16 protein-coding genes are annotated in these 14,349 nt (G+C 68.0%); 8 read left to right on the plus strand and 8 right to left on the minus strand.

All coding sequences use genetic code 11. The features are described from left to right. Window positions 1-40: 40 nt before the first annotated feature. From COA17_RS02485 to COA17_RS02495, 3 genes are all read right to left on the minus strand, one after another. Window positions 41-322 (minus strand): SWIB/MDM2 domain-containing protein, encoded by a 282-nt coding sequence (locus COA17_RS02485; protein ID WP_066491748.1) that lies wholly within the window; start codon window positions 320-322, stop codon window positions 41-43. A 47-nt stretch (window positions 323-369) separates the two neighbouring features. Beyond that, complete coding sequence (locus COA17_RS02490; protein WP_096610725.1) at window positions 370-576, minus strand: hypervirulence associated TUDOR domain-containing protein; 207 nt, start codon at window positions 574-576, stop codon at window positions 370-372. Between the two features lie 89 nt (window positions 577-665). After that, on the minus strand, window positions 666-3,614 hold the full coding sequence (locus tag COA17_RS02495; protein WP_096610727.1) for a TonB-dependent receptor: 2,949 nt from the start codon (window positions 3,612-3,614) through the stop codon (window positions 666-668). Window positions 3,615-3,824: 210 nt separating this feature from the next. Here COA17_RS02495 and folE point away from each other — a divergent pair, with 210 nt between their 5' ends. The 5 genes from folE to COA17_RS02520 all read left to right on the plus strand — a co-directional run bounded on the left by folE (window position 3,825) and on the right by COA17_RS02520 (window position 6,732). Beyond that, complete coding sequence (gene folE / locus COA17_RS02500; protein ID WP_066491750.1) at window positions 3,825-4,463, plus strand: GTP cyclohydrolase I FolE; 639 nt, start codon at window positions 3,825-3,827, stop codon at window positions 4,461-4,463. Between the two features lie 2 nt (window positions 4,464-4,465). Continuing rightward, a complete protein-coding gene (locus COA17_RS02505; RefSeq protein ID WP_176484771.1) occupies window positions 4,466-5,215 on the plus strand; it encodes an SDR family oxidoreductase in 750 nt (249 codons plus the stop codon). Beyond that, window positions 5,208-5,561, plus strand: a complete 354-nt coding sequence (locus COA17_RS02510) for a dihydroneopterin aldolase (RefSeq protein ID WP_066491758.1) — start codon at window positions 5,208-5,210, stop codon at window positions 5,559-5,561. The genes COA17_RS02505 and COA17_RS02510 overlap by 8 nt, the downstream gene beginning before the upstream one ends. A 201-nt stretch (window positions 5,562-5,762) precedes the next feature. Then, window positions 5,763-6,299 carry a glycoside hydrolase family 108 protein gene (locus COA17_RS02515; protein ID WP_176484772.1) on the plus strand — a complete coding sequence of 179 codons (537 nt, stop codon included), beginning with the start codon at window positions 5,763-5,765 and terminating at the stop codon, window positions 6,297-6,299. A gap of 22 nt (window positions 6,300-6,321) precedes the next feature. Then, window positions 6,322-6,732: a holin family protein gene (locus tag COA17_RS02520; protein WP_066491767.1), complete on the plus strand. Its 411-nt coding sequence runs from the start codon at window positions 6,322-6,324 to the stop codon at window positions 6,730-6,732. Between the two features lie 258 nt (window positions 6,733-6,990). On the opposite strand, the gene COA17_RS02525 is transcribed toward COA17_RS02520, so the two are convergent. Continuing rightward, entirely contained in the window at window positions 6,991-7,185 is a 195-nt protein-coding gene (locus tag COA17_RS02525) for a hypothetical protein (protein WP_425442650.1), read from the minus strand. A gap of 154 nt (window positions 7,186-7,339) precedes the next feature. On the opposite strand from COA17_RS02525, the gene hslV reads away from it, so the two are divergent. Together hslV and hslU are read left to right on the plus strand one after the other, a co-directional pair. Continuing rightward, window positions 7,340-7,885, plus strand: coding sequence for an ATP-dependent protease subunit HslV (gene hslV, locus COA17_RS02530; protein WP_096609975.1), 546 nt, complete (start codon window positions 7,340-7,342; stop codon window positions 7,883-7,885). Between the two features lie 137 nt (window positions 7,886-8,022). Beyond that, window positions 8,023-9,324: an ATP-dependent protease ATPase subunit HslU gene (gene hslU / locus COA17_RS02535; protein ID WP_066485116.1), complete on the plus strand. Its 1,302-nt coding sequence runs from the start codon at window positions 8,023-8,025 to the stop codon at window positions 9,322-9,324. A 9-nt stretch (window positions 9,325-9,333) separates the two neighbouring features. On the opposite strand, the gene pgeF is transcribed toward hslU, so the two are convergent. The 4 genes from pgeF to lgt are packed head-to-tail and all read right to left on the minus strand — an operon-like array spanning window position 9,334 to window position 12,579. Further along, window positions 9,334-10,104: a peptidoglycan editing factor PgeF gene (gene pgeF / locus COA17_RS02540; protein ID WP_245857363.1), complete on the minus strand. Its 771-nt coding sequence runs from the start codon at window positions 10,102-10,104 to the stop codon at window positions 9,334-9,336. After that, window positions 10,101-10,631: a GNAT family N-acetyltransferase gene (locus COA17_RS02545; protein WP_066485121.1), complete on the minus strand. Its 531-nt coding sequence runs from the start codon at window positions 10,629-10,631 to the stop codon at window positions 10,101-10,103. The genes pgeF and COA17_RS02545 overlap by 4 nt, the downstream gene beginning before the upstream one ends. Beyond that, window positions 10,628-11,677 carry a class I SAM-dependent methyltransferase gene (locus COA17_RS02550; RefSeq protein ID WP_425442651.1) on the minus strand — a complete coding sequence of 350 codons (1,050 nt, stop codon included), beginning with the start codon at window positions 11,675-11,677 and terminating at the stop codon, window positions 10,628-10,630. Before COA17_RS02550 ends, COA17_RS02545 begins: the two co-directional genes overlap by 4 nt. An 11-nt stretch (window positions 11,678-11,688) precedes the next feature. Next, window positions 11,689-12,579: a prolipoprotein diacylglyceryl transferase gene (gene lgt / locus COA17_RS02555; RefSeq protein ID WP_096609977.1), complete on the minus strand. Its 891-nt coding sequence runs from the start codon at window positions 12,577-12,579 to the stop codon at window positions 11,689-11,691. A gap of 65 nt (window positions 12,580-12,644) precedes the next feature. On the opposite strand from lgt, the gene COA17_RS02560 reads away from it, so the two are divergent. Continuing rightward, window positions 12,645-14,345 carry a class I adenylate-forming enzyme family protein gene (locus COA17_RS02560; RefSeq protein WP_176484773.1) on the plus strand — a complete coding sequence of 567 codons (1,701 nt, stop codon included), beginning with the start codon at window positions 12,645-12,647 and terminating at the stop codon, window positions 14,343-14,345. Window positions 14,346-14,349 lie beyond the last annotated feature (4 nt).

Below are 14,349 nucleotides of genomic sequence, written 5' to 3' on the forward strand. Positions count from 1 at the left end.
GCGCGCGTCGTCGCGCGGCGCGGCGGGCGGCACGATGCCGTCAGGCCTTGACGTGCTGCGAGATGTACTTGTTCATTTCGAACATCGTCACCTTGTCGCGGCCGAAGACCTTCTTCAGCTTCTCGTCGGCGAGGATCTCGCGCTTGTTCTCCGGGTTCTGCAGGTTGTTGGACTTGATATAGTCCCACACCTTGCTGATGACCTGGCTGCGCGGCAGCTTCTCGTTGCCGACGACCGCACCCAGTTCAGCCGACGGCTGCACGGGGGCATGGATGCCGCCGGTCTTGGGGGCAGCTGCGTCGGCCTTGGTCTTGGTAGCCATTACATTCCTTCCTGTTGCGCCGGCCAACGGGCCGGCTCCTCGCGGAATCACGCCTTCTTGAGCGCAGTGCGCTTGTGCGCCGCCTTTCCGCCGTTGTCACTCTCTACCAGATATTGCGGATCGTCCTTCGACGCGCGGACCGTGTGGCCCTTGATCGTGGTGTCGCTGGTCAGCTTCTTCTCGACCGTGCCGTGCGCGGTGCCGCCGTGCGACTTCCACGTGACCTCGTCACCCTTCTTCAGGTCGTTCGCCATGTCGCCGCTCCCCATGTTGCCATTCGGTCGTGATGGACCGATCGGGTTAATCCGCGGGAGCGGCGCATGGTTGCGTCAGCGTCGCCGGATCAGAACTTGAACCCGGCGGCCACGCCGTAGCGGCGCGGCTCGATCGTGAAGATGTTGGTGAACAGGCCCGACGACTGATCGGTCACGTACATGCCGGTGGTCGAGTCGTTCCCGGTCAGGTTCTGCACGAAGCCGCGGACGTAGAAGCGGTCGTCGGGTGCGTTGACCTGGATCTGCGCGTTGACGACTTCGTATCCCGGCATCCGGTCGATCGGGTTCTTGTTGAAGATCGTGCCATAGGCATTGCCAGTGTAGTTGATGTCGGCACGCGGCACGACCGTCCATCCGCTGCCGCCCATGTCGACCGTATATTGCGCACCCACCGACCATTTGTAGGTGGGCGCGTTGGGCAGCTGGTTGCCGCGCACGTTCACCTCGACGCCCGAGCCGAGCACCTGGACGCCGCCGAACGCCGCGCCGATCGCCGCCGCCTGCGCGGTCAATGCCGAGCAGATGCTGAACGCGCCGTTCGCGGTGGTGCCGGGCACCGCCACCGGCGCGGCCAGCCCGACCGAGGAGTTGATCGCGGTGACGAAGGCGTTGGCGCCCGCGCGGTTGCCCGCGGTGGTCGGCACGACGGCGCAGTTCGATGCGTTGGTGATGTCCTTGATGATGACCGCGTCGGATCGGCCGCCCGACGGATCGCGCGGATTGGCCAGGAAGCGATCCGCCGACACCTTGGTCTTCAGGTAGCTGAAGTTGGCGTTGACGACGAAGCGCGGGATCGGGCTGAGCACCGCTTCGGCCTCGACGCCGTAGATGTCGGCGTTGATATTGTCGTTCACCGACGTGCGCGCGACGATCCGCGACAGCTGCAGATCCTTGTACTTGTAGTAGAAGCCGGTGAGGTTGATGCGCAGCGCGCCGCCGCCGAACGTGTTCTTCGATCCGATTTCGAACGCATCGACGCTTTCCGGCGCGAAGTTGGTCGGCACCGCGAACAGCGGCGACAGCGGCGGGTTGATGCCGCCCGACTTATACCCGCGCGAATAGGAGGCGTAGATCAGATTGTCGTTGGTGATCTTGTAGTCGATCACCGCGCGCCCGGTCAGGCGAGAGAAACTGACGTTGCCGATGGCGAACGCCTGGTTGCCGGGGATCGTCGGGTCGAAGTCCACCGCGCCGCTGTCCAGCTGCGGGAACGCGGTGGTGGCGCCATAGGGCACGGGGACGTTGGCCAGCGTGGTGCGCGCGCGCACCGATTTGTCGTCGTGGTTGTAGCGCAGGCCGATCGTCAGCTTCAGCTTCTCGGTCGCCTGGAAATAGGCTTCGCCGAACGCGCCCCACGACTTCAGCCGGAATTCGGGCGAGCTGCTGCGATAGAAGGGCGACGCCAGATAGGCCGCGCCCGCCGTCGGACCGGACCCGAGCAGGCCGGTGGCGTAATCCAGACCGAAGGCGTTGACGTAATAGTCGTTCTCTTGCTTGCTGTCGAAATAGATGCCGCCCAGCAGGAAGTTGAACGGCCCGTCGAACGAGCTGTCAATATGCGCCTCGGCCGAATATTGCCGCGCATGGTTGTACGAACGGTCGAAATCCAGGCTGGTCGGCGCGCAGACCGCGTTGCCGCCATAGACGCCGGTGTTGGTCGGTTCCGGCAGCGACTGGCACAGCGTGCCCGGGCCGTTGGGGATCAGATACTGGCGCACGTTGTTGAGCACCGCGCCCGGCAGCCCCGGCCGGCCGATCGCGTTCAGCAGGTTGAGGCCCGCATTGCCGGCATAGGAATTCTCCACCGCCAGATTGTAGTCGGACGTCGAATCGACGGTATTCTCCATATAGCCGCCGGTGATGTTCAGGCTGACCGGGCCGAAATCATGGAACAGCTTGACGGTATATTGCTGTTCCTCGGCGAAATAGGTCGGCTCGTAATCGATCCGCACCCGGCGCACGTCGGCCGGGTTGGTCACGCCCGCGAAGCTGTCCGCCGCCTGATAGACGCTGCCCAGCGCGAACGGCGCCAGCGCGCCCGCGCCGGAGATGGTCAGGAATTCGCGGCTGGTCAGGATCGTCGCCAGCGTGGAATTGGCGTTGGTGGTGCCGAACCCCGCGCCGTCGGGCGAACAGCCCAGGATGCCGGTGGAATCGCGGTTGCACAGCTGCTTCTGGATGCGGCTGCGATTGTCCTTCTCACGGAAGTAATAGCCGATCAGGTCGACGCGCGTATCGGGGCTCGGCTCCCACGACAGCGTGCCGCGCACCGCATACAGGTCGCGCCCGTCGATGCGGTTGCCGGTATAGTCGTTGAACGTATAGCCGTCGCGGTTCAGGTACGTGCCCGCCACGCGCAGCCCCAGCGTGTTGCCCAGCGGCAGGTTGAACATCGCCTTCACGCGCTTCGAATCGTAATTGCCGTATTCGAACTCGCCCGCGGCGCGGATCCCCGACAGGTCGGGCTTGGCCGAAATGAAGTTGACGACACCCGACGTCGCGTTGCGCCCGAACAGCGTGCCCTGCGGCCCGCGCAGCACCTCGACGCGTTCCAGATCAAAGAATTCGCTTTCGAACAGGCGCGTCGCCAGCAGCGGCATGTCGTTGACGTGGATCGCGGTCGCCTGGTCGCAGGTGACGCCGACGCACAGGTCGCCGATGCCGCGGATCGTGAAGCTGGAGGAGGTGAAGTTCGTCTTCGTGAAGGTGATGTTGGGCAGCGACTGCTGCAACGCCACCGGGTTGACGATCTGCTGCTTGTCCAGGTTGTCGGCGGTGAACGCGGTCACCGCGATCGGCACGTCCTGCAGCCGCTGCGACTGGCGCTGTGCGGTCACGACGATATCGGGGGCATAGCCAGCGGACGTGTCGGTCGATACGGAGGAGGGCGCTTCCTGCCCCGGGCCATTGGTCGGTGCGCCGTTCTGGGCGGTGGTGGTGGCGCCGGTCTGGGCGGCAACGGGTGCGGCCGCCAGCAGGCTGATGGCGGACGCGCACAGCAGGTCGAACTTCCTCATGAACATCCCCTCCGTAAGCCGCACGCGATCTTGTGTCGTCATGTCGGCGTTTGATGATGCGGTATGGAAGGTAGCGACCGAAAATTTCCGCCGTCAAACGTTTTTGCGTAGGATTCGTGCGGCGATTGCGGCGAGTGACAATAAAGCATCAATGGTCAAATCGAAATTCGGTCATGCTGCGTTGCGAAAGATGAAGGGTAAGTGAGAAACATGGCGGACGATCACGCACATACACCCCATGGCGACCCGGCGGACGGCGATCTGGTCGGCGGCGACGGCAAGCTGCCGGTGCCCGACGATGTCGCGGCGGCGGTGCGCACGCTGATCCGCTGGGCCGGCGACGATCCCACGCGCGAAGGGCTGCTCGACACGCCCCAGCGCGTCGCGCGCGCGTGGCGGGAATATTGCGCCGGCTATGCCGACGATCCGTCGAAGCACCTGTCGCGCGTGTTCGAGGAAGTCGGCGGCTATGACGAGATCGTCCTGCTGAAGGATATTCCGTTCCAGTCGCATTGCGAACATCACATGGCGCCGATCATCGGCAAGGCGCACATCGCCTATCTGCCGCGCGACCATGTCGTCGGCATTTCGAAGCTGGCCCGCGTCCTCCACGCCTATGCCCGGCGGTTGCAGGTGCAGGAACGGCTGACCGCCGAGGTCGCCGACTGTATCTGGAACGGCCTGAAGCCGCAGGGGGTGGCGGTGGTGATCGAGGCGAGCCACGCCTGCATGACCGCGCGCGGAGTGCGCACCCCCGGCGTCGGCATGGTGACCAGCCGGATGATGGGCGTGTTCCGCGACGACGAGCGCAGCCGCAAGGAAGTGCTGTCGCTGATGGGCATGGCCTGAGCGTGTCGCAAGGGGGGCTGGTCCTCGTCACCGGCGGCGCGAAGCGGCTGGGCGCGGCGATCGCGCGCGCGGTCGCGGCCGCCGGCTACCGCCCGGTGATCCATTACGGGACGTCGCGCGCGGTGGCGGAGGCGCTGGCGGCGGAGCTGGGCGGGCAGGCGATCCGGGCCGACCTGGCCGATGCCGATGACGTCGCCGCGCTGATCCCCCGCGCCGCCGCCGATGGGCCGGTGTTCGGGCTGGTCAACAGCGCCTCGCTGTTCGAATTCGACCGGCCCGAGGCGATCGACCCGGCGCTGGCGGTGCGGCTGCATGCGGTCAACGCGATCGCCCCCGCCCGGCTCGCCGCCGCACTCGCCGCGCAGCCGGGGGGCGAGGATCGCGCGGTGGTCAACCTGCTCGACCAGAAACTGGCCAACCCCAATCCGGATTTCTTCTCCTATACGCTCAGCAAGGCCGCGCTGGACAGCGCGACGGTGCTGCTGGCGCAGGCGTTCGCGCCGCGCATGCGGGTCAATGCGGTCGCCCCCGGCTTGACGCTGCCCAGCGGCGAGCAGAGCGCCGAGGAGTTCGACCGCACCGCCAGCGCCAACCTGCTGCAACGCCCGGTCGGTGCCGATGCGGTCGCGGCGGCGGTCGTCTATCTGCTGGGCGCGCGCAGCGTCACCGGGCAGACGTTGTTCGTCGATGCCGGCCAGCGCTTCGTGAAGCGCGACGGCGACGTGATGTTCGAAGGGCGCGCACATGGCTGATTACACGATCATCCTGTCGGATCTCGCGGTGTCGATGCGGCTGGGCATCCACGCGCACGAACAGGTGCCGCAGCGCGTGCTGCTGTCGGTGTCGATGACCGTCCGCTACGACACGCCGCCCGATGCCGACGCGATCGAACAGGTGCTCGATTACGATGTCGTGCGCACCGGCATCGCCGCGCTGGCGCAGGGACCGGGGTTCGCGTTGCAGGAAACGCTGGTGGAGGCGGTCGCCGCGCTGTGCCTCGCCGACCCGCGCGTGCGCGAGGTGCGCGTGCGATCGGTCAAGCCCGACGTCTATCCCGACGCCGCCGTGGGCTGCGAGATCGTCCGCACCCGCGGCTGAGCGGCGGCCCCGCGCGCGGCCGCTTTTGCCAATCCGTCATGCCGGACGTGTTCCGGCATGCACCGTGCCGCATGCGCACCAAGCGTCGGTCGTGCGGAACGGTGGACCCCGGAACAGGTCCGGGGTGACGGGCAGGGCACGGCCTGTCCTACACCCAATGTTCCCATTATGTTCCGACCATCCCAATCAAAGGAGCGGAACATGATCGACGAGTTGATCGATGCGGTGATCGACCGGGAGGGCGGGTTCGTCCGACATCCGGCCGACCGTGGCGGCGCGACACGCTTCGGCATTACCGAGGCGGTGGCGCGCGCCAACGGCTATGCCGGCGACATGCGGCATTTCACCCGCCCGGCGGCGCAAAGCATCTACCGCCGCGCCTATTGGCTCAACCCGGGGTTTGATCGCATCGCCGAACGCTCCCCGCGCGTCGCGGCGGAATTGTTCGATACCGGGGTCAACATGGGGCCGGCAGTGGCGACCGCCTTCCTTCAGCGCGCGCTCAACGCGCTCAATCGCGGCGGCAGCGATTATCCCGACGTCGTGCTCGACGGGCGCATCGGCGCGCAGACGCTTGCCGCGTTCGACCGCTTCCTGGCGACGCGCGGGGTGCGCGCGCCGACCGTGTTGGTGAAGGCGATCGAGGCGTTGCAGGGCGAACGCTATCTGACGCTCGCGGAACAGCGCCCCGCAAACGAGGCGTTCCTGTACGGCTGGCTCGCCAACCGCATCGGCTGACGCGAAGGGGGAGGGACACGACATGGCATCACTGATCGACGGCATCATCGCGCCCATCGCCGGGCTGATCGACAAGATCATCCCCGATCCGAAAGCGCGCGAGGCGGCCAAGCTGGAACTGCTGCGGATGGAGGGCACGCAGGAGTTGGAACGCATCAAGACGCAGATGGCGGCGGTGCTCGCTGAAGCCGCCTCGCCCGACCCATGGACCAGCCGCGCGCGCCCCAGCTTCCTCTACGTGATGTACGCGCTGCTGCTGTGGAGCATTCCGATGGGGCTCATCGCCGCGGTCCAGCCGGACATGGCGCTGGCGATCGGGCGGGGCATGAACGCCTATCTCAACGGCCTGCCGGAGCCGCTCTACGCGCTCTTCGGCACCGGCTATCTCGGCTACACGGTCGCGCGCGAATGGGGGAAGGCGCGCGGGAAATAGCGTGGCGCAAGTCCGGAACGCCGTATCTGTTCCGGCATCTACCTTGCCGCAATCGCACCAGCCGCTGGTTTCGAGGAATGCTGGACCCCGGCCTACGCCGGGGCGACGGAAGGGAGAGGGGGGCGGCTAGACCCCCCGCCCGGTACGTCACCCCAGCGAAAGCTGGGGTCTCCCAGGGGGGACTACCCAATGGAAAGGTCCCAGCTTTCGCTGGGATGACGGCACGATTGCCAAGAACCGTGGAAACGCCGCCCCGTCCTACCCCCGCCGCGCCAGCCGTTGCGGATCGGGTGGCAGCCGCATGTGCGCGCCGTGCGCGGCGTCGAGATATTCGGTCGCCATCTGGTAATGCGCGCGGCACACCGCGGGGTCTTCTGCCTCGGCCGCCAGCCGCAATTCGGTCTCGGCGCGGATCTGGAAATACAGGCGGTCCTTGTCGGTAATCATCGTCACTCAATCCTCGGACCTGCCTATGGCCTGAGCGCCCGACAAGTTCCATCGCTCCGGTTATGTGCGCCGCAATATCGGCGCAAAACCGCGCGGGGCTTGCCGGACCCGCCGGCCGCTCCCCATATCGCGCGCCATGAGCGGGAACGATCCACACGCCATGCCGGTCTGGCACGGCACCACCATTCTTTCGGTCCGGCGCGGCGGCAAGGTCGTCGTGGCGGGCGACGGTCAGGTCTCGATGGGGCAGACCGTGATGAAGCCCAATGCGAAGAAGGTCCGCCGGCTGGGCGCGGACGGTCAGGTGATCGGCGGGTTCGCCGGCGCCACCGCCGACGCCTTCACGCTGTTCGAGCGGCTGGAATCCAAGCTGGAGCGCCACGGCGGACACCTGATGCGCGCCGCGGTCGAGCTGGCCAAGGACTGGCGCACCGACAAGTATCTGCGCAACCTGGAGGCGATGATGATCGTCGCGGACAGGGACGTGACGCTGATCCTGACCGGCAACGGCGACGTGCTGGAGCCGGAGGCGGGTGTCGCGGCGATCGGATCGGGTGGCAATTACGCGCTCGCCGCCGCACGCGCGCTGGTCGAATATGAGGACGATGCCGAGGTTTTGTGCCGCAAGGCGATGAAGATCGCGGCGGAGGTATGCGTCTACACCAACGACCGGCTGACGATCGAGACGCTGGAGAGCGCCACCTGACACCCTTCCGTCGCCCCAGCGCAGGCTGGGGCCTCCCGGTTGGGACGCGCGCGCTTGCGGCGCGAGACTCCGGCCTCCGCCGGGATGACGAGCGTCTCACCATTAGCAACCTTCGCCGACCAAGGCTTTGAAAAACCATGAACGATAATTTGACCCCCAAGGCGATCGTCGCCGCGCTCGACGCGCATATCATCGGGCAGAAGGACGCCAAGCGTGCGGTCGCGGTCGCGTTGCGCAACCGCTGGCGGCGGCAGAAGCTCAGCCCCGACCTTCGCGATGAGGTGACGCCCAAGAACATCCTGATGATCGGCCCGACCGGCTGCGGTAAGACCGAGATCAGCCGCCGCCTCGCCAAGCTGGCCGACGCGCCGTTCGTGAAGGTGGAGGCGACCAAGTTCACCGAGGTCGGCTATGTCGGCCGCGACGTGGAACAGATCGCGCGCGATCTGGTCGAGGAGGCGGTCCGCCTGGAAAAGGAACGCCGCCGCGCCGCGGTGAAGGACAAGGCGGAGGCCGCGGCGATGGACCGGCTGCTCGACGCGCTGGTCGGCAAGGACGCCAGCCAGGCGACCCGCGACAGCTTCCGCCAGCGGTTCGCCGAGGGACATCTGGCCGACAAGGAAGTCGAGCTGGAGCTGCAACAGGCGCCGCAGATGCCGTTCGAGCTGCCCGGCGGGGCCGGATCGGTCGGCATGATCAACCTGTCGGAGATGATGGGCAAGGCGTTCGGCGGCGGCCCGAAGCAGCGCCGCAAGCTGCTGGTCCCCGCCGCGTGGGAAAAGCTGGTCGAGGAGGAAGCCGACAAGCGCCTCGACCAGGACGAGGTCAGCCGCGTCGCGTTGCAGGATGCCGAGGCAAACGGCATCGTCTTCCTCGACGAGATCGACAAGATCGCGGTCAGCGACGTTCGCGGCGGCTCGGTCAGCCGCGAGGGGGTGCAGCGCGACCTGCTGCCGCTGATCGAGGGGACGACCGTTGCGACCAAATACGGCCCGATGAAGACCGACCATATCCTGTTCATCGCCAGCGGCGCGTTCCACGTCGCCAAGCCGAGCGACCTCTTGCCCGAGCTTCAGGGCCGGTTGCCGATCCGCGTCGAGCTGAAGGGGCTGACCGAGGACGATTTCGTCGCGATCCTGTCCGATACCAAGGCGTCGCTGCCCGCGCAGTACAAGGCGCTGATCGCGACCGAGGGCGTCGAGGTGAGCTTCACCGACGACGGCATCCGCGCGATCGCGCGGATCGCGGCGGAGGTTAACGGCGAGATCGAGAATATCGGCGCCCGCCGCCTTCAGACCGTCATGGAGAAGCTGCTGGAGGAAGTCAGCTTCGATGCCGAGGATCGCGCCGGCCAGGCGCTGGTGGTCGACGCCGCCTATGTCGACAAGCAGCTGGCCAGCGTCGCGCGCAACGCCGATCTCAGCCGGTTCGTGCTGTGACGGGCGGCGTCACGCCGTCGCGATGATCGATATCTGCCGCCCGTACCCCGGCTCGCCGCGGTGCGTGGCGCGGCGATAGCTGAAGAAGCGCACTTCGTCGGCATAGGTGTCCATGCCCAGCGCCTCGATCCGCGTCACCCCGGCGCTGGCGAGGCGGTGGACGACATAGCCCTCCAGGTCGAATTGCGCATGGCCGGGGCGCGCGGCATCCGCGAAGAAGCGGTCGTTGGCGGCGTCGGCTTCCTCGAAGCGGCGGCGGAACGCCGCGTCCACCTCGTAGCTGGCGCGCGCGATGCATGGGCCGACCGCCGCCGCGATCCGCTCGCGCCGCGCGCCCAGCGCCTCCATCGCGGCGATCGTCGCATCGGTGACCCCGCCGATCGCGCCCTTCCACCCGGCGTGCGCGGCGCCGACGACGCCCGCCTCGCGGTCCGCCAGCAGCACCGGCGCGCAATCGGCGGTGATGATGCCGATCGCCAGCCCCGGCCGGTCGGTGACCAGCGCATCGGCGCGCGGCCGCTCGCCCTCGAACGGCGCGGTGACGGTGACGCAATCGGCGGAATGGACCTGATAGGGGGTCAGCAATGCCGCGCCCGGCCGCACCGCCGCCAGCGCCGCGGCGCGATTGGCGCGGACGATATCGGCATCGTCGTCCGATCCCAGCCCGACGTTCAGCCCGGCATGGATGCCCGTCGACGCGCCCCCGCGCCGCCCCAGGAAGCCGTGCGGCAGGTCGCCCAGCACGCGGGCGCGCAGCACCTCGGGGCCGGTCGCGCTCACAGGTCCAGCCTCATCACGATATCCTCGTCCGCATGGTCGCCGACCATGAACGCATAGGGGCCGACCTCGACGAACCCTTCGCGCGCATAGAAGCGCCGCGCGCGCGGATTGTCGGTGAACACCGACAGGTACAGCGCGGTGCATCCGCGCGCCCGCGCTTCCGCGATCGCCGTTGCCAGCATCGCGCGCGCCAGCCCGCCGCCGTGATAGGCGGGCAGGACGTAGATCTGCCGCAGCTCGATCGCGCCGGCGGGCGGGGTGAACGGCAGCGACGGCGGCCCCAGCTTCATATAGGCGACCGGCTGCCCGTCCGCCTCTGCCAGCCGCACGCAATAGGCCGGGTCGGCGATCTCCGCCGCCCAGTTCTCCGGCGTGTGGATCGACAGGAAGGCGGCGAGGTTCTCGGGCGAATACAGATGCCCGAACGTGTCCGTGAAGGTCTTTCGCGCCAGCGCCGCGATCGCGGGCGCATCGGCGACGGTGGCGGGGCGCAGTGAAGGCGGGGGCGCGGGAAGCGGGTCGGTCATGCGAAACCTGCGGGTTGGGGCCATTGCGGATGGGTGGCGGCGATGACGCGGAACAGCGTGCCCATGTCCTCGACCAGCCGCGCGTGATCGGCGGCGACCGCGGGGCCGAGCGCGGCGGCGCGCTGCGCGATGCCCAGCGCGGTCAGGAACGCGCCCTGGCCGACCGGCCCGGCCAGGTTCGCGCCCGACGCGGTCGCGACCAGTCCCAGCGTCGCCATGTCGACGTGCGCGGTCAGGTCCTGTTCGCCCGGCGCCTCGAACGGATTGGCGAAGGCGTGGCCGCGCACCGCCTGCAACGTCTCGCCCACCGCCGGCCCGTCATAGCCATAGTCGATCACCAGCGCCGTGCCGCCCTGCGCGACGATCCGCGCCGACAGGTCCGCCATCACCGTGACGCTGGCGGGCGACGTCTCGATGATCGCGCCGGGCGCCGCCGCCGCCAGATCGGGCGGCAGGATCGTGTCGGGCACCCGCGCGCCCGCGATTGGCAGGAACAAGGTGTCCTGGCACGCCACCAGCCGCTCGTGCCAGCCGTCGCGGCCGCGCACCAGCTGCCGGATCGGCAGCGCGTCGAAGAATTCGTTGGCGACGACGATCAGCGCGACATCCTCCGGCAATGTCGCCAGCGAATCGTGCCATGTCGCGCCCGGCACGCGCGCAGCCTGCGCGGCGCGCAGCGTCGGGCTGGTTTCCACCAGATGCACCGGCGGGGTTAGCCCGGCGTGCGCCATCACGCGCCGCGCGTCGGCGGTCAGCGTCCCGCGCCCCGGACCCAGCTCGACCCAGGCGACCGCCGGCCGCCCCGCACGATCCCACAGGTCGGCGGCCCAGGCGCCGATCAGCTCGCCGAACATCTGGCTGATCTCGGGTGCGGTGGTGAAGTCGCCGCCCGCGCCCAGCGGATCGCGCGTCGCATAATAATGCGCATTGGCCGCGGCCATGAACTGGCTGACCGGGATCGGCCCGCCCAACGTGATCGCGCGCGCCAGCCGCTCGGCCAGCAGCGGTGCGTCGGGGGCGGGAGGCGCGTCCTGGCCCCCGTTCACGCGCCCCTCGTTCACGCCACCGCGTCCAGCCCGCCGGTCGCCTCCACCCGCACGCGCCGCGCCCGCGACGTAACGACCAGATAGACGCCGCCCAGGATCATCGGCACGCACAGCCACTGGCCCATGTGCAGCCCGGTGACGCGCGCGAATTCCACCAGCTGGCGGTCCGGCTCGCGGAAGAATTCGACCGTGAAGCGCGCGATGCCGTAGCCGATCAGGAAGATACCGGTCAGCCGCCCCGGCTGGAAACGCGCGTTGGTGCGCCAGAAGAAGAACCACAGCAGTGCGAACAGCGCGATGCCCTCCAGCCCCGCCTCGTACAGCTGGCTGGGGTGGCGCGCCGGCTCGGGGATGCCGTAGGGGACGGTATTCTCGAACACGATCGCCCACGGCACCGTCGCGGGCTTGCCCCACAATTCGCCGTTCACGAAATTGGCGAGCCGGCCGAAGAACAGCCCGAACGGCACCACGCAGGCGACGTAATCGTGGATGCGCAGCCAGTGGAGGCCGTTCTTGCGCGCGAACCAGATGATGCCCAGCGACGTGCCGATGACCCCGCCGTGGAACGACATGCCGCCGTCCCACAGGCGCAGGATCGACAGCGGGCGCAGCAGCATTTCGGGTGCGTAGAAGACGACATAGCCGATCCGCCCGCCCAGGATGATCCCCAATGTGGCGTAGAACACCAGGTCGTCGGCATGGCGCCGCGCCATCGGCGCGCCCGGCTGAGCCAGCAGCTTCAGCAGATACCACCAGCCGACGACGATCCCGGCGATATAGGCCAGGCTGTACCAACGCAGCGTGAAGAAGCCGATCGTGAACACGTCGGGGTGCAGGCCGAGATCGGCGAAACGGATGGGACCGGCGGCGGAGGCCGCGGCGGCGAGCATGGGCAGGATCAAGGCTTTCCCCTTCTGATCGCGGCCTCCATAATGGGACCGGAGAACAAACCCAAGCGGAGAGAGCGATGCGCACCGAACTGGACCAGCGGATGGACGCCATGATGGCGGCACTGACGGGCGAGGGCGGTCAGTTGGCGCTGGGGCAGGTGGAGCGGTTCGGACGGACGTTGCCGTATATCGCCGCCGCACCGCCGACGCTGACCGGATATTTCGCGCATTTCTGCGCGCAGCATCGCGACACCGAATTCCTTGTCGCCGGGGACGAACGGCTGACCTTCGGCCAGGTGTATGACGCCGCCACCCGCGTCGCCCATGCGCTGGTCGACGGCTATGGCGTGACGAAGGGGCAGCGGATCGGCATCGCGGCGCGCAACTCGCCGTCGTGGATCGTGCTGTACATGGGGATCTTGATGGCCGGCGGGGTGGCGACCCTGCTCAACGGCTGGTGGCAGTCCGAGGAGTTCGAGGCCGCGATCCGCGACGTCGGCGTGACGTTGGTGTTCGCCGATCCGCCGCGCGCGCGCCGGCTGGCGGCGATCCCAGGGCTGGGGGATGTCGCGGTGGAGACGTTCGACGATCTCCAGCCGCTCCAGGTGGCGCTCGACCCGGTGTTCGCCCGCGCGAAGGGCGGTGACCTGCCCGCGATCGACGGAGCGGATCACGCCACGATCCTGTTCACCTCCGGCTCGACCGGGCAGAGCAAGGGCGCGCTGTCGACGCATTTCCAGGTGGTGCAGGGCATCTTCAACTATCTGGCGTCGGCGCTGATGATGCTGGGGCTGTCGACTCAGGACGGCGTGACCAGCACGCTCCAGCCCGCGACGCTGCTCAACGTGCCGCTGTTCCACGTCACCGCCGAGGTGCCGGTGTTCCTGCAGAGCATGGCGATCGGGCGCAAGCTGGTACTGATGCCCAAATGGGATGCCGAGGAGGCGATGCGCCTGATCGAGAAGGAGAAGGTGACCTATTTCGTCGGCGTGCCGTTGATGAGCTTCGAGATGCTGACGCATCCCAATCGCGCGAACTACGACCTGTCGACCGTCACTGACATCGCCGCGGGCGGCGCGCCGCGCCCGGTCGAGCACGTCAAGCGGATCGACGCCGAGATGGAGGGGGCGCCGCTGATCGGCTACGGCCTGACCGAAACCAACGGCGTCGGCACCGGCAACTGGCGCGGCAATTACCTGGCCAAGCCCAATTCGGCGGGCCGCGCCTCGCCGCCGCTGGTCGATCTGGCGATCCTCGACGATGACGGTCGCCCGGTGCCGCAGGGGCAGTCGGGCGAGGTGTGCATCCGCTCGGTCGCGTGCTTCCAGGAATATTGGGGCCGTCCCGACGCGACCGCCGCGGCCTTCACCGCGGACGGCTATTTCCGCACCGGCGACCTCGGGTATCTGGATGAGGCGGGCTATCTGTTCATCGTCGATCGCAAAAAGGACATCATCATTCGCGGCGGCGAGAATATCAGCTGCCAGGAGGTCGAGGCCGCACTGTACGAACATCCGGAGGTGGCCGAGGCGGCGGTGTTCGGTCTGCCCGACGAACGCTATGGCGAGGTGCCCGGCGCGGTCGTCCATCTCGCCAGCCCCGGCGCGGTCGAGGCGGAGGATCTGACCGCGTTCCTGTCGCAGCATATCGCCGCGTTCAAGGTGCCCAGCCGCATCTGGATCGCTCCCGATCCGCTGCCGCGGCTGGGCACCGAGAAGATCGACAAGGTCACGCTGCGCAAGACCTATCGCGAGCGCGTCGGCGCGGAGTCGGTGTAACCGC

Source organism: Sphingomonas ginsenosidimutans (assembly GCF_002374835.1).
GTDB lineage: Bacteria > Pseudomonadota > Alphaproteobacteria > Sphingomonadales > Sphingomonadaceae > Sphingomonas > Sphingomonas ginsenosidimutans.

What these genes read in the sequence shown, in the direction of transcription:
- COA17_RS02485 (WP_066491748.1), bottom strand. Translation starts at nt 322, where the DNA reads ATGGCTACCAAGACCAAGGCCGACGCAGCTGCCCCCAAGACCGGCGGC.
- COA17_RS02490 (WP_096610725.1), bottom strand. Translation starts at nt 576, where the DNA reads ATGGCGAACGACCTGAAGAAGGGTGACGAGGTCACGTGGAAGTCGCAC.
- COA17_RS02495 (WP_096610727.1), bottom strand. Translation starts at nt 3,614, where the DNA reads ATGAGGAAGTTCGACCTGCTGTGCGCGTCCGCCATCAGCCTGCTGGCG.
- folE (WP_066491750.1), top strand. Translation starts at nt 3,825, where the DNA reads ATGGCGGACGATCACGCACATACACCCCATGGCGACCCGGCGGACGGC.
- COA17_RS02510 (WP_066491758.1), top strand. Translation starts at nt 5,208, where the DNA reads ATGGCTGATTACACGATCATCCTGTCGGATCTCGCGGTGTCGATGCGG.
- COA17_RS02515 (WP_176484772.1), top strand. Translation starts at nt 5,763, where the DNA reads ATGATCGACGAGTTGATCGATGCGGTGATCGACCGGGAGGGCGGGTTC.
- COA17_RS02520 (WP_066491767.1), top strand. Translation starts at nt 6,322, where the DNA reads ATGGCATCACTGATCGACGGCATCATCGCGCCCATCGCCGGGCTGATC.
- hslV (WP_096609975.1), top strand. Translation starts at nt 7,340, where the DNA reads ATGCCGGTCTGGCACGGCACCACCATTCTTTCGGTCCGGCGCGGCGGC.
- hslU (WP_066485116.1), top strand. Translation starts at nt 8,023, where the DNA reads ATGAACGATAATTTGACCCCCAAGGCGATCGTCGCCGCGCTCGACGCG.
- COA17_RS02545 (WP_066485121.1), bottom strand. Translation starts at nt 10,631, where the DNA reads ATGACCGACCCGCTTCCCGCGCCCCCGCCTTCACTGCGCCCCGCCACC.
- COA17_RS02560 (WP_176484773.1), top strand. Translation starts at nt 12,645, where the DNA reads ATGCGCACCGAACTGGACCAGCGGATGGACGCCATGATGGCGGCACTG.